The sequence below is a fragment of the Nonomuraea sp. NPDC049750 genome (assembly GCF_040659625.1).
In the GTDB taxonomy this organism is placed as follows: domain Bacteria; phylum Actinomycetota; class Actinomycetes; order Streptosporangiales; family Streptosporangiaceae; genus Nonomuraea.
Genome location: NZ_JBFANB010000015.1, coordinates 208,513 through 227,480, shown reverse-complemented (window position 1 = coordinate 227,480; position 18,968 = coordinate 208,513). Strand labels below are relative to the sequence as shown.

The 18,968-nt window shown below is 69.2% G+C and carries 30 protein-coding genes and 1 pseudogene; 27 read left to right on the top strand and 4 right to left on the bottom strand.

Features of this window, described 5'->3' with window-relative positions:
* Positions 1-287 precede the first annotated feature (287 nt).
* Positions 288-2,261 carry an acetate--CoA ligase gene (gene acs / locus AB0J16_RS34170; protein ID WP_358547111.1) on the bottom strand — a complete coding sequence of 658 codons (1,974 nt, stop codon included), beginning with the start codon at positions 2,259-2,261 and terminating at the stop codon, positions 288-290.
* Positions 2,262-2,488: 227 nt separating this feature from the next.
* On the opposite strand from acs, the gene AB0J16_RS34165 reads away from it, so the two are divergent.
* The 5 genes and pseudogenes from AB0J16_RS34165 to AB0J16_RS34145 all read left to right on the top strand — a co-directional run bounded on the left by AB0J16_RS34165 (position 2,489) and on the right by AB0J16_RS34145 (position 7,737).
* Positions 2,489-3,220, top strand: coding sequence for an oxidoreductase (locus AB0J16_RS34165; protein ID WP_358547108.1), 732 nt, complete (start codon positions 2,489-2,491; stop codon positions 3,218-3,220).
* Positions 3,221-4,149: 929 nt separating this feature from the next.
* Positions 4,150-5,190, top strand: coding sequence for a septum site-determining protein Ssd (gene ssd / locus AB0J16_RS34160; RefSeq protein ID WP_358547105.1), 1,041 nt, complete (start codon positions 4,150-4,152; stop codon positions 5,188-5,190).
* An 83-nt stretch (positions 5,191-5,273) separates the two neighbouring features.
* Entirely contained in the window at positions 5,274-5,492 is a 219-nt protein-coding gene (locus AB0J16_RS34155) for a hypothetical protein (protein ID WP_358547102.1), read from the top strand.
* A pseudogene (locus AB0J16_RS34150) lies at positions 5,489-6,319 on the top strand (TadA family conjugal transfer-associated ATPase); the annotation flags it as partial. The gene AB0J16_RS34155 and the pseudogene AB0J16_RS34150, both read left to right, overlap by 4 nt.
* Before the next feature lie 32 nt (positions 6,320-6,351).
* Complete coding sequence (locus AB0J16_RS34145) at positions 6,352-7,737, top strand: recombinase family protein (protein ID WP_358547099.1); 1,386 nt, start codon at positions 6,352-6,354, stop codon at positions 7,735-7,737.
* Here AB0J16_RS34145 and AB0J16_RS34140 read toward each other — a convergent pair whose 3' ends face one another.
* The 3 genes from AB0J16_RS34140 to AB0J16_RS34130 all read right to left on the bottom strand — a co-directional run bounded on the left by AB0J16_RS34140 (position 7,738) and on the right by AB0J16_RS34130 (position 9,511).
* Positions 7,738-8,469 carry a hypothetical protein gene (locus AB0J16_RS34140; protein ID WP_358547095.1) on the bottom strand — a complete coding sequence of 244 codons (732 nt, stop codon included), beginning with the start codon at positions 8,467-8,469 and terminating at the stop codon, positions 7,738-7,740.
* Positions 8,466-8,912 carry a hypothetical protein gene (locus AB0J16_RS34135; protein WP_358547092.1) on the bottom strand — a complete coding sequence of 149 codons (447 nt, stop codon included), beginning with the start codon at positions 8,910-8,912 and terminating at the stop codon, positions 8,466-8,468. The genes AB0J16_RS34140 and AB0J16_RS34135 overlap by 4 nt, the downstream gene beginning before the upstream one ends.
* A gap of 116 nt (positions 8,913-9,028) precedes the next feature.
* Positions 9,029-9,511, bottom strand: coding sequence for a hypothetical protein (locus AB0J16_RS34130; protein WP_358547089.1), 483 nt, complete (start codon positions 9,509-9,511; stop codon positions 9,029-9,031).
* Between the two features lie 147 nt (positions 9,512-9,658).
* Between AB0J16_RS34130 and AB0J16_RS34125 the strand changes: the two genes are divergently transcribed.
* The 22 genes from AB0J16_RS34125 (at position 9,659) to AB0J16_RS34020 (ending at position 18,918) form a co-directional block, all read left to right on the top strand.
* Positions 9,659-9,895 carry a helix-turn-helix transcriptional regulator gene (locus tag AB0J16_RS34125; RefSeq protein ID WP_358547086.1) on the top strand — a complete coding sequence of 79 codons (237 nt, stop codon included), beginning with the start codon at positions 9,659-9,661 and terminating at the stop codon, positions 9,893-9,895.
* A gap of 118 nt (positions 9,896-10,013) precedes the next feature.
* Positions 10,014-10,166, top strand: coding sequence for a hypothetical protein (locus AB0J16_RS34120; protein ID WP_358547083.1), 153 nt, complete (start codon positions 10,014-10,016; stop codon positions 10,164-10,166).
* Between the two features lie 40 nt (positions 10,167-10,206).
* Positions 10,207-10,671: a lamin tail domain-containing protein gene (locus tag AB0J16_RS34115; RefSeq protein WP_358547080.1), complete on the top strand. Its 465-nt coding sequence runs from the start codon at positions 10,207-10,209 to the stop codon at positions 10,669-10,671.
* Positions 10,672-10,780: 109 nt separating this feature from the next.
* Positions 10,781-10,990, top strand: a complete 210-nt coding sequence (locus AB0J16_RS34110) for a BldC family transcriptional regulator (protein WP_358547077.1) — start codon at positions 10,781-10,783, stop codon at positions 10,988-10,990.
* A 2-nt stretch (positions 10,991-10,992) separates the two neighbouring features.
* Positions 10,993-11,301, top strand: coding sequence for a hypothetical protein (locus tag AB0J16_RS34105; protein ID WP_358547075.1), 309 nt, complete (start codon positions 10,993-10,995; stop codon positions 11,299-11,301).
* Positions 11,301-12,077 carry a hypothetical protein gene (locus AB0J16_RS34100; protein ID WP_358547072.1) on the top strand — a complete coding sequence of 259 codons (777 nt, stop codon included), beginning with the start codon at positions 11,301-11,303 and terminating at the stop codon, positions 12,075-12,077. The genes AB0J16_RS34105 and AB0J16_RS34100 overlap by 1 nt, the downstream gene beginning before the upstream one ends.
* Positions 12,074-12,445: a hypothetical protein gene (locus tag AB0J16_RS34095; protein WP_358547069.1), complete on the top strand. Its 372-nt coding sequence runs from the start codon at positions 12,074-12,076 to the stop codon at positions 12,443-12,445. The genes AB0J16_RS34100 and AB0J16_RS34095 overlap by 4 nt, the downstream gene beginning before the upstream one ends.
* Positions 12,445-12,825, top strand: a complete 381-nt coding sequence (locus AB0J16_RS34090) for a hypothetical protein (protein ID WP_358547067.1) — start codon at positions 12,445-12,447, stop codon at positions 12,823-12,825. Before AB0J16_RS34095 ends, AB0J16_RS34090 begins: the two co-directional genes overlap by 1 nt.
* Complete coding sequence (locus AB0J16_RS34085; RefSeq protein WP_358547065.1) at positions 12,822-13,469, top strand: helix-turn-helix domain-containing protein; 648 nt, start codon at positions 12,822-12,824, stop codon at positions 13,467-13,469. The genes AB0J16_RS34090 and AB0J16_RS34085 overlap by 4 nt, the downstream gene beginning before the upstream one ends.
* On the top strand, positions 13,466-13,660 hold the full coding sequence (locus tag AB0J16_RS34080; RefSeq protein WP_358547063.1) for a hypothetical protein: 195 nt from the start codon (positions 13,466-13,468) through the stop codon (positions 13,658-13,660). The genes AB0J16_RS34085 and AB0J16_RS34080 overlap by 4 nt, the downstream gene beginning before the upstream one ends.
* Positions 13,657-13,851 carry a hypothetical protein gene (locus AB0J16_RS34075; protein ID WP_358547061.1) on the top strand — a complete coding sequence of 65 codons (195 nt, stop codon included), beginning with the start codon at positions 13,657-13,659 and terminating at the stop codon, positions 13,849-13,851. The genes AB0J16_RS34080 and AB0J16_RS34075 overlap by 4 nt, the downstream gene beginning before the upstream one ends.
* Positions 13,851-14,261 (top strand): hypothetical protein, encoded by a 411-nt coding sequence (locus tag AB0J16_RS34070; protein WP_358547059.1) that lies wholly within the window; start codon positions 13,851-13,853, stop codon positions 14,259-14,261. Before AB0J16_RS34075 ends, AB0J16_RS34070 begins: the two co-directional genes overlap by 1 nt.
* The gene (locus AB0J16_RS34065) at positions 14,258-14,575 is read left to right on the top strand and encodes a hypothetical protein (protein ID WP_358547057.1); all 318 of its coding nucleotides are present in this window, start codon (positions 14,258-14,260) and stop codon (positions 14,573-14,575) included. Before AB0J16_RS34070 ends, AB0J16_RS34065 begins: the two co-directional genes overlap by 4 nt.
* Positions 14,569-14,919 carry a DUF1360 domain-containing protein gene (locus AB0J16_RS34060; protein WP_358547055.1) on the top strand — a complete coding sequence of 117 codons (351 nt, stop codon included), beginning with the start codon at positions 14,569-14,571 and terminating at the stop codon, positions 14,917-14,919. The genes AB0J16_RS34065 and AB0J16_RS34060 overlap by 7 nt, the downstream gene beginning before the upstream one ends.
* Complete coding sequence (locus AB0J16_RS34055; protein ID WP_358547053.1) at positions 14,916-15,215, top strand: hypothetical protein; 300 nt, start codon at positions 14,916-14,918, stop codon at positions 15,213-15,215. Before AB0J16_RS34060 ends, AB0J16_RS34055 begins: the two co-directional genes overlap by 4 nt.
* Positions 15,212-15,700 (top strand): hypothetical protein, encoded by a 489-nt coding sequence (locus AB0J16_RS34050; protein WP_358547050.1) that lies wholly within the window; start codon positions 15,212-15,214, stop codon positions 15,698-15,700. The genes AB0J16_RS34055 and AB0J16_RS34050 overlap by 4 nt, the downstream gene beginning before the upstream one ends.
* Positions 15,697-16,167: a hypothetical protein gene (locus tag AB0J16_RS34045; RefSeq protein ID WP_358547047.1), complete on the top strand. Its 471-nt coding sequence runs from the start codon at positions 15,697-15,699 to the stop codon at positions 16,165-16,167. Before AB0J16_RS34050 ends, AB0J16_RS34045 begins: the two co-directional genes overlap by 4 nt.
* On the top strand, positions 16,164-17,261 hold the full coding sequence (locus tag AB0J16_RS34040; protein WP_358547045.1) for a YqaJ viral recombinase family protein: 1,098 nt from the start codon (positions 16,164-16,166) through the stop codon (positions 17,259-17,261). The genes AB0J16_RS34045 and AB0J16_RS34040 overlap by 4 nt, the downstream gene beginning before the upstream one ends.
* Entirely contained in the window at positions 17,258-18,178 is a 921-nt protein-coding gene (locus AB0J16_RS34035) for a recombinase RecT (RefSeq protein ID WP_358547043.1), read from the top strand. The genes AB0J16_RS34040 and AB0J16_RS34035 overlap by 4 nt, the downstream gene beginning before the upstream one ends.
* A complete protein-coding gene (locus AB0J16_RS34030; RefSeq protein WP_358547041.1) occupies positions 18,178-18,441 on the top strand; it encodes a hypothetical protein in 264 nt (87 codons plus the stop codon). The genes AB0J16_RS34035 and AB0J16_RS34030 overlap by 1 nt, the downstream gene beginning before the upstream one ends.
* Positions 18,441-18,587, top strand: coding sequence for a hypothetical protein (locus tag AB0J16_RS34025; RefSeq protein WP_358547038.1), 147 nt, complete (start codon positions 18,441-18,443; stop codon positions 18,585-18,587). The genes AB0J16_RS34030 and AB0J16_RS34025 overlap by 1 nt, the downstream gene beginning before the upstream one ends.
* A complete protein-coding gene (locus tag AB0J16_RS34020) occupies positions 18,571-18,918 on the top strand; it encodes a hypothetical protein (RefSeq protein ID WP_358547036.1) in 348 nt (115 codons plus the stop codon). Before AB0J16_RS34025 ends, AB0J16_RS34020 begins: the two co-directional genes overlap by 17 nt.
* Positions 18,919-18,968: the final 50 nt, after the last annotated feature.

Sequence of the window (18,968 nt, the reverse complement as noted above, 5' to 3'; positions counted from 1 at the left end):
CGAGGATCGCTTCCCCGTGACGCCGACCCGACTTCCCGGCACACCGATATCCACCCTAACCCGGTAACCGGCCAAGCCAGCCCGGTAACCGGCCAAGAACGCGCACGTCACGGCGGCCGACCCCGTGCGGGCTCAGCGGCCGTTCCCCTGGAGACCACCCGCCACGTACGGCGGGTGGCGCCAGGTCGGCCACCATTCCCCCTGAGGCCGCCCGCCACCTACGGCGGGTGGCCTCAGGTCGCCGTCCCGCAGAGGAGCGGGTTTCGCTTTCGCCCTTCGTTCCCCCGTCAGTCTTCGCTCTTCGCCGACGGGAGCTTCTCCGAGATGAGGTCCATCACCGTGCTGTCGGCCAGCGTCGTGACATCGCCCACACTGCGGTTCTCCGCGACGTCCCGGAGCAGCCGTCGCATGATCTTCCCCGAGCGGGTCTTGGGCAGCTCCGGCACCACCAGGATCTGGCGCGGCTTGGCGATGGGCCCGAGCGCCTTGGCCACGTGGTTGCGCAGCTCAGAGGCGATGTCCGCGCCCTCCTCCGCGGCCCCGCGCAGGATCACGAACGACACGATGGCCTGCCCGGTCACCGGGTCGGTCGCGCCCACGACGGCCGCCTCGGCGACCTTCGGGTGGCTCACCAGCGCGCTCTCCACCTCTGTCGTGGAGATGTTGTGGCCTGAGACGAGCATGACGTCGTCGACGCGGCCGAGCAGCCACAGGTCACCGTCGGAGTCCTTCTTGGCGCCGTCGCCGGGGAAGTACATCCCCTCGAACCGGCTCCAGTACGTGTCGATGTAGCGCTGGTCGTCGCCCCAGATCGTCCGCAGCATGGCCGGCCACGGCTCGCGTACCACGAGGAAGCCGCCACCCCCGTCGGGCACGCTGTTGCCCTGGTCGTCGACCACGTCGGCGTTGATGCCCGGCAGCGGGCGCATCGCGGCGCCCGGCTTGCCGCTGGTGACGCCCGGCAGCGGGCTGATCATGATGGCGCCGGTCTCGGTCTGCCACCAGGTGTCGACGACCGGGCAGCGGTTGTCGCCGATGTGCTCGCGGTACCAGACGTACGCCTCGGGGTTGATGGGCTCGCCGACCGAGCCGAGGATGCGCAGGCTGGACATGTCGTACTTGGCGGGGATGTCGTCGCCCCACTTCATGAACGTCCGGATCGCCGTGGGGGCGGTGTAGAGGATCGTGATCTTGTACTTCTGCACGATCTCCCAGAACCGGCCCCGGTGCGGGGTGTCCGGAGTGCCCTCGTAGATGACGCTGGTCGCGCCGTTGGCGAGCGGGCCGTACACGATGTAGGAGTGCCCTGTCACCCAGCCGATGTCGGCGGTGCACCAGTAGATGTCGGTCTCCGGCTTGAGGTCGAAGACCGCGTGGTGCGTCCAGGCCGTCTGGGTCAGGTATCCGCCCGAGGTGTGCAGGATGCCCTTGGGCCGGCCGGTGGTGCCGCTGGTGTACAGGATGTACAGGGGGTCCTCGGCGTCGTGCGGTTCGGCGGTGTGCTGGTCGCTCTGCCGCTCGACCAGGTCGTGCCACCACACGTCCTTGTCGTTGGTCGCCACGTCCTGACCGGTACGCCGTACGACCAAGACGTGCTCGACCTGCGGGCACTCGGCGACGGCCTCGTCCACGGTCGGCTTGAGCGCCGAGGGGGCGCCGCGGCGGTAGCCGCCGTCGGCCGTGATGACCACCTTGGCGTCGGCGTCGTCGATGCGGCTCTTCAGCGCGGTCGCCGAGAACCCGCCGAACACCACCGAGTGCACCGCGCCGATCCTGGCGCAGGCCAGCATCGCGATCGGCAGCTCGGGGATCATCGGCATGTAGACGGCGACCCGGTCGCCCTTGCGTACGCCGAGCTCCAGCAGGGCGTTGGCGGCCTTGCTGACCTCGGACTTCAGGTCGTTGTAGGTCAGGGTCCGGGTGTCGCCCTCGGGCTCACCCTCCCAGTGGTAGGCGACCTTGTCGCCGCGACCCTCTTCGACGTGGCGGTCCACGCAGTTGTAGGCGACGTTCAGCTCACCGCCGACGAACCATTTGGCGAACGGCGCGTTCCACTCAAGCGTGGTCTCCCACCGCTTGGCCCAGGTCAGCCGGTCGGCCGCACTCTCCCAGAACGCGAGCCGGTCGGCCGACGCCTCGGCGTACGCGGCGGAGGTCACGTTCGCCGCAGCCGCCAGGTCGGTCGGCGGTGCGAACCGGCGGTTCTCCTGCAGCAGGTTCGACAACGCCTGGGGCTCGTTGCCAGGGGTTTCCGGGGCCACCTCGTGCTCCTTCAAGGGCCAGATCGGACAGGTCGAGTCCCACTCCACCAGCTCACGTGCTCCGCACACAAGAGGTCTAGACAGGTCTGTACATGTGGCGCCGCACGGGTGATCCGGTTATCAACGGGACTAACAACTGCTATTGAACTGTTGTCATTTTGGCACCACACCAATATGGAACGGGCCAATGGGTGGGTTTATTGGGTCCCCCGCTAGGGTGGAATGCCGTGAGTGATCCACTGGCTGTCATCGCGGCACTTCCCGGCGTTCCCGAGGCCGTGGAGGAGGCCAGGCAGGCCGTCGACGGGCTCTATCGCCATCGTGTCCTGCGCCGCGCGAGCCCGGCGGTCTCGGCCGAGTCGTCCCTGCGCGGGGCGCGGGCGTCGGCGGCCATCGAGGGCGTCGACGTACCTCTGGACGAGCTGCGCCGGGGCTCGATCGAGGACCCCGTCGTCCAGGGCGCCCTGCGCGCGTCGGCGGAGCTGGGCCGGTTGGGCGCCACTTGGCGCAAGGCCCCCCGCCAGGTGCTCGCCCGCCTGCACACGCTCGCAGCGGCCGGCCTCACGGACTCACTCGGCCGCCCGCGCACCCAGGACCAGGAGCTGGCGGCGCGTCTGGAGAGCCTGTTCGGGCTGCTCGAAGCGCCCACGAAGGCGCCCGCGCTCGTGCTGGCCGCCGTCGTTCACGCGGAGCTGGCCGTGCTGCGGCCTTTCGGTACGGCCGACGGCGTGGTCGCGCGCTCGGCCGAACGGCTCACGCTGGTGGAGTACGGGCTCGACCCGAAGTCGCTGGTGGCCGTCGAGGTGGGGCATCTGGAGCTGCCTTATGCCGATGGCCTGCGGTCGTACCTGACGGGGTCACCCGAGGGGGTGGCGGAGTGGGTACGACATTGTGCCGCCGCGGTCACCCTCGGCGTACGCGAGACGACCGCGATCTGCGAGGCGCTGCAGAGGGGTTGAGCTGGAAGAGGGGCAGGTCGGCGAGGCGCTGACCTGCGCGGTGCCGCGAAGGGGCCGATCTTGGGGCGCCGCAAGGGTCCTGACATAGCTGACGGCGTCTCAGTCATGAGACGCCGTCTGCCGATACGTCACACCGGGTTACCAAGCGTGCACCTCTATTCGTCGGAGCGGGACAAGCCCGTCACGACGCGCCTCCCGCGGCTGGTCGCGCGTGGGTGCCTGGTTGACGCACCCGGACAAGTGGTCCGTGTCCCCTTTGTACGACGGATCCGCCCTGATGGGAACCCCTTGCACCAAGACCTTTACCCGTGCGGGGCCCTCCGGGGGTGAAGATTTCGGGGGGTCGTGGGTTTTGTTACGGTTATCAACCTGTGACGATCACGCAGAGTGATCTGCTTTATGTGATCGTTATGGGGGCGCGAAAAAAACTTGGCGAAAATGCGAGATTGCTCCTCGACGAAACTCGAGTCGATCGGGCAGCATACGGGGGTATCTCCGGAAACTGGGGCGACTGTGCACGGGTTTGGTTTGCCAGTCTCTTGCCAGGCTCCGGTCAAGTGATGAAAGCTTTCTTCTGAAACGGGACCGGCTCTACCCCCCCGGAGCCGGACCGATCAGGCGACCCCCGCTCTCCCCCCCGGCGGGGGTCGCCCCATTTCTGCCCGGGTCCGGTTCCGGGTGGGTCCTTCCGCACCTGGATCCGCGCGCCATTGGGGTCGCGCGCCGTCTCGCGAGGACTCCCGTCCTCTCGCAGGGCTCGCGTAATCCACAGGGATCCCGACCCCAAGCCCGTCGTCCCATAGAGGCTTGCGTTATCCACAGGGATCCCACCTCCAACCCCGTCATCCACAGAACCACGTTCGGCGGCCCGCCGCCCCACCCCCGCGACGCATGGTGTACCTCCCGATCCGCAGATCAGGAGGCCCCTCATGCACCGCCCACTGGTCATCACCGAAGACCGCGACCTGCTCGACGACCTCGTCCGCGTGGCCGCCGCTGCCGGAGCCCAACTCGACGTGGCCCACGCTCCCGCCCACGCGCGCCCTTTCTGGAACCTCGCGCCCCTGGTGGTGATAGGCGGCGACCTGGCCGACGCGGTGGCCGCCACCTCACCACCCGCCCGAGACGGCGTGCTGCTGGTCACCCGCGAACCTGAAGATCCTGAAAGCTGGCGCCGATGCGTGGCCGTGGGCGCCCAGGCCGTCGTCGACCTGCCGGGAGGTGAGCGGCGGCTGGTGGAGGAGTTCGCCGACGCCATGGAGCCCGATCCCCGCTCCGGCGTCGTGCTCTGCGTCATCGGCGGCCGGGGCGGGGTGGGGGCGAGCGTCCTGGCGGCCTGCCTGGCCTTGCGCGCCTCCGGCGACCGCCTGCGCACGCTGCTGATCGACGCCGACCCGCTGGGCGGTGGCATCGACGCGCTGCTGGGGCAGGAGGAGGCCACCGGCGCGCGCTGGGGAGACCTGGTGGCCCGCGAAGGCCGGGTCGGCTCGGCGGCCCTCCGGGCCGCGCTGCCCGCGTTCGGCGACCTGACGGTCCTGTCCTTCCACCGCGGCGAGGTCCGGGCGATCCCCGCCCAGGCCATGCGCTCTGTGCTGGAAGCCGGACGTCGCGGCTTCGACGTGGTGGTCGTCGACCTCCCACGTCACCTCGACCCCGCCGCAGTCGAGGCACTGACCAGGGCGAGCGGCACGCTGCTCGTGGCCATGGCCGACGTACGCGGCGTGCTGGCCGCCGCTCAGGTCCTCACAGCGGTAAACCAGCACACCTCGGACATTCGCGCGGTCATCCGTCCCGGAATCCTCGACGGCGCCGTGGTGGCCAGTTCCCTCGGCATCCCCTCTGCCGGCCACCTACCCGACCAGCCCCGCCTCCCCACCACCCTCAATCGCGGCGAACTCCCCAAACTGGGCCCCCGCACCGTCCTCGGCGCCCTCTGCACCTCCCTCCTACGCGACCTACTCCCATCGTGACCAGCCAGACGAACCTCCAGCACTCCCTGCGCCCTGACACGTCCGCTGCGCACGGTCCTCAGTTGTCCGCAATGAGGAGCGCGGTGGCGTCCGCATCCGTGCCCACGCCGACCCCCGCGCCGACGCCGACGCCGATGCCGACGCCCATCCCCACCCCCGCGCTGGCGCCGTTGCCGACGGGGGCGTCCGGTTCCGTACTCGGGCCCCTATCCGCGTTCGTGCCTGTGCCCGCATCAACAATCTCTGTACTCGCGCTGGGGCTGCCGCAACTGCTGGAGCGGACAACAGAGGTGAGCACATGAATGCAGGAGGCGTGTCACCCGAGCTGATCGAGGCCGTCCGCGTACGGCTGGCACGGACCGGCGTCGAGCCCAGCGCCGCCCAGGTGGCGGTAGCCCTACGAGCCGAGAAATCCGTATACGGGGACGCGGAGATCCTCGCCGTTGCCCGATCCCTCTGCGCGGACCTCATAGGAGCCGGCCCTCTGGAGCCCCTCCTTGCGGAGCCCGACGTCACCGACGTCCTGGTCAACGGCTCTCGCGAGGTATGGGTCGACGACGGCCACGGTTTGCGCAGAACCCCAGTGACGTTCGCCGACGACGGCGCCGTCCGCAGGCTGGCCCAACGCCTGGCCGCCGCCGCGGGCAGACGCCTGGACGACGCCTCGCCGTACGTGGACGCCAGGCTGGCCGGAGGCGTACGCCTGCACGCCGTGCTCCCACCGATCGCCTCAGGCGGCACCTGCGTGTCGCTGCGCCTGCCTCCGAGACGTACATTCACGCTGCCCGACCTCGTGGCGGCGGGCACGATCCCGCAGTCGGCGGTGCCGCTGCTGACGGCCATCGTGACGGCCAGGCTGGCGTTCCTGGTCACAGGTGGCACCGGCACAGGCAAGACAACGCTGCTGTCCGCCCTGCTGTCCCTGGCCGACCCAGGCGAACGCCTGCTGCTCGTGGAAGACTCGGCCGAGCTCCGCCCGCTCCACCCGCACGTCGTACGCCTGGAGTCCCGTCCGCCAAACCTCGAAGGCGCCGGCGGTGTCGGCCTGAGAGACCTGGTACGCCAGGCTCTGCGCATGCGTCCCGACCGAGTCGTGGTCGGGGAGGTCAGGGGCGCAGAGGTAGTGGAGCGTAAAGTCAAGACAGTACCTACACTTTGGGCATGCCTCAGAACGTGGCGATTTACTGCCGCCTCTCCTACGCCCCCGACGGATCGCTGGAGAAAGTCGAACGCCAGGAGGCTGACTGCCGTCAGCTCGCTGACCGCCTGGCCTGGCCGATCTCCGAGCAGCACGTCTACAAGGACAACTCCCGCAGCGCCTGGCAGCGCAATCGCAAGCGGCCTGCATGGGACATGATGCTGGAGGCGATCGAGCGGCGGGAGGTTGATGCGATCCTCGTCTACCATGGCGACAGGTTGATCAGGCAGCCGTGGGATCTTGAGTTGCTCCTGAAACTCTCTGACGAGTATCAGCTACATCTGGCTTCCCCGTCCGGCGTTCGTAACCTGAGCAATGAAGATGACCGGTTCATCCTCCGAGTCGAGGCGGCACAAGCGTGCAGAGCCAGTGCCGACACCTCGCGCCGGGTCAAGCGTGGCTGGAAGGCGCGCGCGGAGAAGGGGCTGCCAGGCGGCGGCGGCAAGCGGCCCTTCGGGTTCGAACCCGACCGGACCACCCGACGAGAGCCCGAGGTGGAGGTAATCCAAGAGGCCGTCGCCCAGCTACGCGCTGGGCGGTCTCAGGGCAGCGTGATCCGGTGGCTGAACACGGTGTCCACCACGACGGAGGGTAATCCGTGGACGTCTCGTAACTTCCACCAGCTCCTGTACTCGCCCCGTATCGCAGGGCTGGTGGCGAACGGCGGCCAGCTGCACAAAGCGGCGTGGGATCCGATCATCTCCGGGGAGGAGTGGGAGGACGTCAAGCTGATCCTGCGCAAGCAGGCAGAGGAGTTCCCCTATCCGGGACGGGAGCGCCGATGGCTGCTGGCCGGGGTGGCGACGTGCTACTCGTGCACAACCCCAGTGACGACGAAGCCCTCCGGCGGCCGCAACCAGAAGAACGCCCGCCTGTACTACTGCAAGAACCCCCTGTGTGAGGACCGGGTGGCCCGCAACCAGGCGCACCTGGACCGATATGTCGAGGGTCGGGTGTTGCGCCGGCTGCAGGATCCGGACCTGATGGATCAGGTGCTTGCCCCTGACCCGAGCATCGCGCCGCAGATCGCGACGCTGGAGCGTCGCCGCCAGGAGCTGAAGGCGTCCTTTGCCAAGCTGGTCGACCATCCGGACCTCGATCCAGTGGTGATGGCCGACCAGCTGACACAGCTGTCGCAGCGCATCTCGTCCCTGCGAACGCGGCACGCCGAGACGAGCCGCCAGCACCTTCTGGCGCGGATGGCGGGGATCACCCAGGAGCAGTGGGAGGGCACGCCGATTGAGGTGCGGTCGGACACCGTGCGTGCCCTCTTCCGCGTGGTGATCCTTCCGGCAACGTGGCGCGGACCAGGCTTTGATCCGGCCTCTGTGCGGCTGGAGCCTGTCTAATCAGCCGAGCAGGCAGGCGTCGACGTTGAGCAGTCGGTCGACGTCGACCTGTAGGCCGAGGCCGCCGCAGGCCGAGGCCGCCTGCTCCAGGGTTGCATCGGTCGACGGGAGATCCGCTGGTGCATCTGCCTGGTCGGCGGTCGCCCGAGAGGGCGCAGGCGTGAGTTCGACGGCGGCTTCCTGGACCGCCTCCACGGTGGCAGGCGGAGAGGTGGTCCGTGACGCCCGCGGTGTAGCGGGTCCGTCGCTGCGCCGCGGCGGACTGGAGGTCGACCGGGCCGGACTGGAGTGTCCGCCGCTTGGTGTGGCCGGCGGCCGGGTGTGGTTCGCCCGCCGGGGGGACGGGTGAGGGCTGGCTGCCTTGGGGGTGGGGCGCGGTGTCGGCTGGATCGTGACGATGACCGGCCCGGCGGTCGGTGGCGGGCCGATGCCGTGGGGGGCGGTGACGGCGTAGACGGCCACAGCGGTCAGCGCGCTTGCGGTAACGGCCGACCCGAGCGGGCTGCGGGCCTTGTCGGCGAGCCAGCCGAAGGCCGCGAGAACAGGTAGTGGCACCCATGCCGGGTAGCCACCACGAAGGGCGGCGTAGGCGGCGCGCCGCGCTTGGCGGCGGCCGTCGGCGTCCAGGGCCTCGTTGATGACGAGGACCGGCGACTTGCCGGTTATGCGGATGATCCAGTCCTGGCCGTCAGGCAAAGGCCGGTAAATGACGCGAGGCAACCGGGAGATCACATGTCCTCCTCAGCCACTTCGCGGGCGATGTCGACGGACCGCTGCCAATCCCGCATCTCAACGATGGGGTCGACCACTGTGGAACGGTCCCGCCGCAGCCCGATGAGCCACTGGTCGCCATCGATTTCAACGGCGACAGGCCGGTGAGGCTCGGACTGCGGGGCGCGTAACGCCTTCAGGTAGTGACTGGGCGGCAACTCGTCCGGGTCGATGAGGAGTTCCCGGGCCTTGCTGCGCCTCCAGAAGGTCAACTCATCTTGTGCGAGTGTGAGCTCGGCGCTCATGCCGGCCATTTCTTCACGGAGCCCGGCGACCTCGACGGCCCACTGTTCTGCCCAGCGGGCCATGGTGTTGATGTGGCGCATCCGGGTTTGGAGGCGGTCGAGAAGCTGGTCGGCGTTGGCCAGCCCTTCCCCCGTGGGCTGGTGGTGCTGATGGTGCATGGTGAAGCGGCCTCCCCGTTGAGGTGTTCGCGTCCCAGGCGTCGGCATCCATAGCACGCTCAACGGGGGTAACTTTCAACCATCTACAGCGGTTGTGACAGATCTGTGATGTGTCGTCACCCGGTGCGACGTTCCTGCCCTTGATCTGGTTTACCGATGGATTCGGGCGATTCGCTGATCATTTCCTTCAGCACGCCGACGATGGCGCGGCGCTGAGTCTCGCGTGCCTGCGGCCACAACTCCAGAAGGCGCCGTAGCTGTGGATCAGCCGGCTCCTGGGCTGGCGCCGTCTTCGCGCGCTCCTGCCGAAAGATCTCCTGGAGGACCTCGGCGGCATCGGCTCGGCCGACCTGTTCTAGGCGGTCCGAGGTGAGCCCAACTACGTACGCCATGTGGGCGAGTGTGTCCTCGGGGGCGATGACGACCTTGTCTTTTCCTTCGGTTCCGCCCTCGATGTGGTACCACCGGCTCTCGCCGAGGCGGATGTCGGGTGCGCGCTCACGGACCAGTTCGACGGCCTTCTTGACGCTCAGACCTCGGGCTTTGCGAGCGAGCCGGATGAGGGCGCCTTCTGGTGGTGCCTGCTCTGCGGAGCTCATGTTGTGCCCTGTTCTCGCGGGGAAACTACAGGAAACTCTAGTCAACTGAGCTGGTCAGAACATGGCATGAGAGCAACATGGGGCTTACCGAAGAAAAAAGCATGAAACAGCATTGCGGAACTCTTCGGTTGAGCGTAGTTTTCATGCATGCACCAACGCCCTCTCGATCACGACCCGAAGCGCATCCGGCGTCGGCGCGTCGCGGCCGGGCTCGAGTCCCAAGAACTCGCTCGCCGCGTCGGCATCACCAAGAGCGCCATGTCGAAGATCGAGCGCGGCCGGAACAACGCCTCGCCCGGTGTGCTGGAGCGGATCGCCGAAGCACTCGGCTGTAGGACCACCGACCTCATGCCGGACGCAGCGCACGAGGTGAAGTCGACGTGACGCCGCCCCCCGTCCCCAACCCTCAGCCGCCGGCCCAGCCGATGAAGACCTGCTCCGAATGCGGCACAGCGAATGAGCCAAGCCGCCGCAAGTGCAGGAACTGCGGCGAGGACCTCTGATGGCGACCTCGCGCATCTGTCGCACCCCCGAGGACGCCTTCGTGGCGGGCTGGGAGGACGGCGCATCCGATCCGCCCCTGACCGACGAGCAGCGCACGCGCCTTGCTGCGCTGCTCGCCCCCTACGTCCGCCTGACCCAAGAGGCGGCATAACCGGCGGGGTCACCCGCCGCAACCTCACAGAAAGATCACGATGAAGAAGCTCATCCTCACCTGCGCCGCCGTGGCGGCCGTTCTCGGCCTGTCGTTCAGTGTCACCGCCGCCTCGGCCGACGAGCAGGGTGCTGGCCTGCAGATCGTCGGCGTGGACTACAACGTCAAGGGCGTGGACACGGCCTCGAACGCCTACAAGGAGGCGGTCAAGGTCCAGAACAAGAGCGCCGCGTCCGTCTCGCTGGCGGGCTGCACGCTGGAGGACCTGACCGGCCACACCTACCGGTTCCCGGCCGCGCGCACCCTGGCCTCCGGCGAGTACGTGTACGTCCGCACAGGCAAGAGCCCGTCGGTCGACCCGGCGAACTGGTGGAACACCCCGGTCAACCTCTACTGGAACCGGTCCAGCCACCAGTACGGCAACAGCGCAGATTCCGTGACCTTGGAGTGCTCCGGCTCGCGCCTCGACCGCGTGGCCTGGAACGACTTCACGATCCGGCCGTAGCACCTCAGAACGATCAATGCCCGGGGCTGGTTGGACAGCCCCGGGCGGTGCCGGAAGGACAAGCCCGGCGCCCTCAACCCTATCTCTGCACGATCGGAAGGACACCCCGATGGCCACCAACCTTCAGCACGAGGCCCTGCTCACCCCCGCCGAGGTCGCGAACATGTTCAGGGTCGACCCCAAGACCGTCACCCGGTGGGCGAAGGCCGGGAAGCTGGCGTCGATCAGGACGCTCGGCGGTCACCGGCGTTACCGGGAGACCGAGGTCCGCGCCCTGCTCAACGGCACGGCCCCCCGCCCCGCTGACGCGGACGCGTAGCCATGGGCTGCCAGAGCATCACCGCCGACTTCGTGGCCGACCTGATCAGCGAAGTCCCCTACGTGACGATCCGGCTCGTGCCCGCCGACGAGCTCACGCTCGACGAGGCGATGCCGTCCGGCCGGCCGCCGATGGAGATCGTCGAGCACCGGCCCAACCACACGCCGTACATCCACGGCACCGAGCGCGGCATCGCGCCGCACGAGCTGCGCGCGCGGGCCCGCGCGGTGGCCGACCGGCTCGGCGTGGACTACATCGACCCGATCAGCCCCGACGTGATGGGCCTGCTGGCCAGTGCGGAGGCGGTGTGATGGGGCTCGACATCTACCTCTACACGCGCGACCAGGAGCAGGCCAACAACGTTCACGACAAGGCGTCGGAGGCTTTCTACGAGAGAGAGGACTGGGCGTCCGAGTCAGAGCGTAAGGCTGCCCTCGAGGCCCTTCCGCCATACGCCACCTACGAGAAGGTCGCCAGCGAGAAGTATCCGGACCACCTGTTTGGTCGGCGATACCTGCGCAGCTCCTACAACGGCAGCGGCTTCAATCGCGCGGTGCCCGACATGGTGGGCAAGGAACACGACCTGTCGTGGATCTTCGAGCCAGTCAGGGGTGGCAGCGACGAGTACAGCTTCGAGTTGACGGAGGGAAGTCTCGCGGCGCTTGAGCAGGCCAAAGCCCGTGCCCTCCAGGTCGCCGCCGAGCTGGGTGGCTGTGATCCGCTGCGCACGATGACGGAAAGCGGGATGGTCGGCCCGCAGGATCACCTGTGGAGCCAGCCGCCGACCGAAGAGCAGGTACTCGACTGGTACCGCTCCGAGAAGGCGAAGAACGGCGAGCGCGACGACACCTGGGGTGAGGGCTACAGCAACGGCAAGGGCACCGTACTGGGCTTCAAGAAGGGCCTGGAGGTCCTCGCTGTGACGCTCGGGCGAGACATCCTCGGACGTCTGTCGGCGGTCATCGTCTACCGGTCAGAGGCGCTCGACTCCTACATCCAGTCCGCCGAGATCGTCGCCGAGTTCTGCGATGAGGCGCTCTCGCTCATCAAGGCCGACGGCTCGTGCTTCATGCATTGGAGCGGATGATGCCCAACCTCACGCTGCTCAAGTCTGCGTTCCACCACGTCGCCGCCCATCCTGAGCAGTGGGATCAGGGCGACTGGCGGCGCTGCCTCGCCGCGCACGTCGTCACTTCCCAGGGCGGCCGGTGGGTCTGCGACGACCGCACGGAAGAGGCCCATCTCGCCGTCGTCGCTACGGCCGATGAGCGCGAGGTGTGCCAGGAGCGGGCGCTTCGCCTGCCGGACGGCGTAGTCGTCGAGGGCGTGTGGGTGTGGGAGCGGGCGTGCCGCCTGCTCGGCATCACCGACCGTCAGGGCAAGCGCCTGTTCGCCCCGACCAACGACCTCGACGAACTGCGCGTGATCATCCACGACCTGTGCGAGGTGGCGTGATGATCAACGCCGACCTGCTGCTCGAAACGCTCACCTTCATCGACCGCAACCGCACCGACTGGCATCAGGGCTTCTGGCGCTGCTGCTTCGCCGGGCACGCCGCCATCCTGGCGGGCGGCCGGTGGGCGATCCCGGACCCGGATCACACGCTGGCGCGGCTGCTCAAGCCAGTGCCCGACGACCGCCGTCAGGACGTGTTGGTCTACGGAGCGCCCGACGGCTGGGACGGGCCGCCCCTGCACGGGGTCAGCGTCCGCACGCGGGCTGTGCGGCTGATCGGCCTCGACGAGCTCCAGGCCCGCCGCCTGTTCGACGCGACCAACACCCTGCCCCGCCTGTACACGATCGTCAGCGACCTGTGCGAGGAGGCGGCGGCATGAACGCCACCCTCGACGAAACGACGGCCAGGCTCCGTAGCAAGGTGACGGCCAGGCTCCGGCAAGGCCTGGCCGTGGAGACCGTGCGTGAGCGCGACGGCTGGCACGTCACCGCGTCGGCCCGCGCCGAGCACTACGAGCGGCCCGAGGCCAGCATGCCGCACGCCGCCCGGAACGCTCCACGGCAGGTGCTGCTCACTCGCGCGCAGGCCGCCGTCATCCTCGGCATCGGCAAGCGGGCCGTACACCGACTGGCCGTCGCGGGCCGCCTGGGCGCCGTACGGGGCTCCCACGGGCACCGCCGGTACCCGGCCGATGCTGTGCGGGCGCGGCTCATCGAGAGCCTCAAGCCCATCCCCACGCCGCTCACGAGCCACTCCATCGTGGAGGGCGAGTACGAGGCGTACCAGATCGAGCACATCGCACACCGGCCCGGCGGCGACCTCGACGTGGTCGTCTCGGCCACCCCGTACGACCACCGGCCGCGCGCCTACCTGGCGTTCCGGCGCGCGGGGGTGTGGCGTCCGCTGGCCGGCCGCGACAACGACCTGGCGTCGGCCATCCACCGTGCCGAACACGAGGGGCGTTACGCGGGCTGGGACTCGCCCGACCTGGTGGCACTGCTCAACACGCTGGAGGGCTCATGAGCGCCCGGACCCTGGCGGCGATCTCCCTCGGTCTGTGCCTGTTCTTTGCCGTGTTCGCCGTGGTGCGCGCTATGACGGGCGGGCCATGGGGATCTCTGGCTGGCGGCGCGATCTTTTGCGCGCTGTACGCCCTCCTCTGGCGGGTCGTGGGCGTCAAGGAGCGCCGAGACCGGCGGGGAGGCTCGTCGTGAGCGACACCGATGTCATGCGTGAGCACATCGTGCGCGCTCTCCGCCGACAGCCCAGCCTCGAACTTCTTCAGCGCTACGCCGAGGGCGTCCTCCTCGACTGGGCCACCGCCGCGTGCGGCCCGGAGATCAAGAAGGCGATCGAGACCGTCCTCGCCGAGCGCGACCCCCACACCACGCAGGAGACCTGCTGATGGCATCCACCCCACTGAACGTCTTCCTCTACACCCAGGTCACCCCTGACCAGGTGCGCCACACCCTCACCGATGACGGCTGGTCGAGCTTCGACTTCGGCCCGCTGAGGGTCCAGATCCCCACCAGCGACCTGACCCGCGTCTCCGCCGCCATCGAGGTGGCCGAAGCCATCGGCGCGCAGGCCGGCTTCTGGGCCAGCGACCTGCGGGAGATCCGCGACCGCCTCCACGCGGCCGAGGAAGCGCGCCTCACCGACACTCCGGGGCCGCTGCAGAACCCCACTGCGGCCCCGGAGCCCACCCCCGACGAACCGTTCGGCGGCGACGACCCCGCGCTGGACGCCGCCGTCGAGAAGGTCGCTACCCGACCGGAGACCCGCCGCCGGACCGCCCCCAAGGACGAGAAGTGATCCAGATGCTGAAGAACAAGACCCGCACCAGGACCGCCGACAGCACCGGGCAGGACGTTCCCGCCGAGGTCAACGACATGAGCGCGGAGGTGTCCGAGGACGCAGCCTGCTGCGTCGACGCCATTGACGACGTGCTCGCCGACATGGACGACGCCCTCCCGAAGGCGTCCGAGGAGGAGAAGGCGCGCCGCGAGGGCCGGGAGCTGTTCGGCCGGTGGCTCCACGACGAGATCGGGGAGGACGAGTACTTCCGTGAGCGCCGCGTCCTCAAGGCCCAGTACGCCCACCTGAACCTCGGCAGCTGCTGGTGCTGACGAACCTGATGACGGCGATCGTGCTCGCCCTCGCCATCGCGGCGGTGGCGTGCACGGTCAGCCTCGCGAAGATCAGCGCCCCGGTCCGCGTGTGGGTGGCCCGCCGCGAGGGCCGCGCGTGGGAGTGGATCGGCCAGCTCATCGGCTGCCCGTACTGCGTCACCCACTGGCTGGCGATCGCGGCGACCGCGATCTACCGGCCGCGCCTGGTGAACCTGTGGCTGCCGCTCGACTTGCTGGTCACCGCGTTCGCCATCGTGGCCATCGCGACGGTGTTCGTGCTGGCGGTCCGGCGCACTCTGCAGCCGGTGACCGTCCAGCTGATGAACGGAGCGGCGCGATGAGCGGCCGCCACCGCGCTGCCACCGAGGCGCTCACCGAGCCGATGAAGGCGGTCAATCCGCCGATCGACCCGGAGCCCGAGACGGCCACGATTCCCGCCGTCAGCGACTGGGACGCGTGGGACCCGCGAAGGGAGAGCGACCCCGACCGGCACATGGAGCCGCTCCGCCACGGCGGCGCCCGCGTCGAGGCCCGCATGCGGCAGACGTTCCGCGAGCGGGGGCTGATCCTGGCCAAGCGCGTCGGCCGCCGGGCGCTCAGGTTGCGCTCCGCTCTCGCGAAGGGCGGACGCCGATGACCAGCATCCGCGCCTCGATCCAGCGGACCACGCCCGCGCACGAGTACGTCAGCGTCTTCGCCGGGCCCGACGCCGAGCACCGCGCCTTCTGCGGACTCCTCACGATGCGCGCCGAAGAGGCGGCCGAGCTGATCGCCCGCATCGAAGCTCGCGAGCCTGGCGCCTGCCCGGTCGCGTCCGAGCCCGTCGAACTGGCAGCGGAGCTGGCCCGAGATCTGGCCAGCGGGGACCCGGGCTACACCGAGGACGGCTGGACCGTCGTCGCCAACGAGCACATCGAGAAGCAGCGGTGGGAGCCCCTCCACTGGCTCGTCATCCGCAACGACGCGGGCCAGCACTTTGCGGACACCTATCGCAAGGGGCTGACGGAGTCGCAGGACACCCGCCCGTACGAGTACGCGACGAAGGCCACGTTCACGCCGGTGGTGCCGACGGTCAAGGTCAGCATCGAGTGGAAGGCCGCACAGAAGGGCGGTCAGTCATGACCGCGATCCGAGCCCGGGACGAGATCCTCGCCCGCATCCGCGCCGTGGAAGCTGAGGATTGGTTCGGCTTCCGGCGCGAGGTCCTCATCGACGCGCTCGACTTCGAGCATGCCCGCGAGTTCCTCAGGCCGGAGGTGACCTCTGATCAGTGGCGACCGGCCCTCGACCACCCGAGCATGCTGGCCCAGGCGACGGCGTACTACGACTTCGCGCTCGGGAAGATCCGCGACCACCGTGGCATCTCTGCCAGCCGGAGCGTGGACAAGCTCACCGAGTTCGCGTGGCTGCTCTGCCGTGACGATGTGGTGGCCGCCATGGACTCCGGCAAGTACGAGCAGTACGGCGCGCCCAAGGTCAAGACGTTCGGTTCGGGCTTCGGCCTGGCCTGGCCCGACGACCCCGCGATGAAGCGCATGGCCGACGGCGAACCGTGCGAGCCCGGGTGCGCGATGGGGTGCGGCCGATGAGTGCCCACCTGATCCTCGGCCCCGACGCTCCCAGGGAGGCGTGGCTCGCGGCGCGTCTTCCTGGGATCACCGCCTCGGAGATCGCCGCCGTGCTCGGCATCTCGCCGTTCGAGTCGCCGTTCAGCCTCCACTGGAGGAAGCGCGGCCAGCTCGGCGAGCAGCCCGACAACGACGCCATGAGCCTCGGCCGCCACCTGGAGTCATGGATCGCCGACCGGTACCAGCGCGACCACCCCGACGTGACGCTGACGCTGGCCGGGCTGTACGCGAGCACCGACCGGCCGTGGCAGATGATCACGCCTGACCGGCTCGCCTACCCGGTCAGCGACGTCGTCACGGCGGAGATCGGCTGCTGCGAACTCCACCGGTTCGGGCCGCCGGTCACGTACGGAGCTATGGCGGCGTGCTGCGACCCGGACGACTGCGGGCCGTGCTGTCCCGACTGCCCGACCTGCGTCACGCTCAACCGGCCGGAGCCGCCGGCCTTCCTCTGGGAGGGCAAGACCAGCGCCACCTACGACGGCTGGGGTGACGACGGCACCGACGACATCCCCGCCTACTACCGAGCGCAGACCCTGTGGCAGGCCGACGTGTTCGACCTGCCGTACGTGGACCTGTCGTGTCTATTCCTGCACACCAAGAAGGTCCGCCACTACCGGATCATGCGGGACGAGACCGACCTCGCCTTCATGCGGGCGGAGGCGGAGGCGTTCCGGGAACGCGTCTCGCTCGGAGACCCGCCGCCGATCGACGGCCACGTCGCCACCACGGCAGCGCTCAAGGCCATCCACCCCGACGTCGACCCCGACGCCGAAGTGGAGCTGCCCGCCCCGCTGGCCCGCTCCTACCGGCAGATCAAGGCGATGAAGAAGCGGATGGAGGCTCGCGAGGACCTCATCGAGAACCGCGTCCGCGCCCACCTCGGGCGGGCGAAGACGGCCAACGATCCGGACGGCAAGAAAGTTGCCAGCCGCTCCGTCTTCGACCAGACGCGCGTGCACGTGGAGACCCTCCGGGCCCTCTACCCCGAGGTCTACGCAGCGTGCGCGCGCAAGTCCACCACCGACAAGCTCAACCCCGGGAGCCGGAAGTGACTCGCCAGACAGTTACCCAGGCCGTTGCCCAGCGCGACAACGGGCCCGGCGCGCTCATCGCCCAGTACCAGAGTGACTTCGCCACGGTGCTGCCGTCGCACATCAAGCCGGAGACGTTCGTGCGGCTCTCCCAGGGCCTCCTGCGGCGCAACCCCAAGCTCGCCGAGCACGCCGCCGCCAACCCTGGAGCGTTCCTCGCCGCGCTCTTGGAGTGCGCCCGCCTCGGACACGAGCCAGGCACTGATGCCTACGCCCTCGTGCCGTTCAAGGACAAGGGCCGCATGACCATCGTGGGCATCGAGCAGTACCAGGGCGAGATCGAGCGCATGTACCGCGCTGGCGCCGTCTCCTCCGTCAAGGCCGAGGTAGTCCGCATCAACGACTACTACGAGTTCGACGCCAAGACCATGAAGGTGCCCGATCATCGGCCCGGCTGGTGGTGCACCGACCCGCCCGGACAGAAGCGGCACGCCCGCTTCCTGTCCGAGAAGGACCGCGGCGAGATGGTCGGCGTCTACGCCTACGGCGAGTTCCCCGGCGGCGCGGTCTCCCGCATCGTCGAGATGGGCCGCGACGAGATCATGAAACACAAGGCCGTCGCCCGAGGTGCCGACTCCGCCGACTCCCCGTGGAAGAACTGGGAGCCGTCGATGTGGCTCAAGACCGGCATCCACGAGCTGGAGAAATGGGTGCCCACCTCCAGCGAGTTCCGTCGCGAGCAGCTCCGGGCCGCCGCCGAGGCCGATGTCATTCGCAGCAAGCCGACGTACGAGGCCACGCAGGCTCCGCCACTCCCCCTGCCCGCAGAGGACATCGCCGACGCCGAGCTCGTTGACGAGCCAGCCGCCAGCGACCCGCCTCCCGCCGAGGGCCCCGACGGCTGGCCGGCCGCGGTGAAGCCGGGGGAGGGGGCCTGATGCCGGTCGACGTCCGCGCGCGAGCCTGCGGATACCTCCGGGGCGGCAACGTCACTGTCCTGCTCGCGCACTACGACCAGGTGGATCCCACGCGGGCGTACAAGGTGCGCGCTCACGTGGTGGGCCACAGCTCGACGTACGTCGTGCGGCTGGCCGATGGGGTGTGGTCCTGCACGTGCGGCTCGCCCGCCGACTGCCCGCACGCCGCTGCCGTTCAGCTCGTCACCGGCCACCCGTCGCTGGCCAGGAAGGCGGCGAAGTGATGAGCCGCGAGCCCGACCCGATCGAGCTGGCCGCCCTGATGGCCGAGGACATCGCCCGCGAGGTCCAGGAGAAGAAGACCGGCGTCCCGAGCATCCGCCCGACCGGCAACAAGGCGAAGGGGGGCAAGAGTGGCAAGCGCCGTTGAGCACTACCGCGAGGGCGAGCGGCTGCTGGCTGCTGCCGTCGAGATCCCGCTCGAAGCGGCCGTCGACACCAGCCTGTCGCTGGAGGAGCGGCGTGAGGCGAGCGCCATGGCCCACGCGACGGCAGCCATCGCCCAGGCGCACTTCACCGCCGCCCTGGCCGCCGCAACCGCCCTTCTCGGTGCCGTCGCTGGCTCCGGCTATGACGACGCCGACCTCGACGCCTGGCGCGAGGCCGGCGGAACCAAGCCAGCGCGGCACGATGGCCCCTGCGCCTGCGATCACCACGGCGATCACGCCGGGTGCGACACCGATTGCGAGTGCGCACGATGACCGGCCTGGTCGCACGGGCCCGCAACCGTCGCGATGTTGCGGGGGTGACG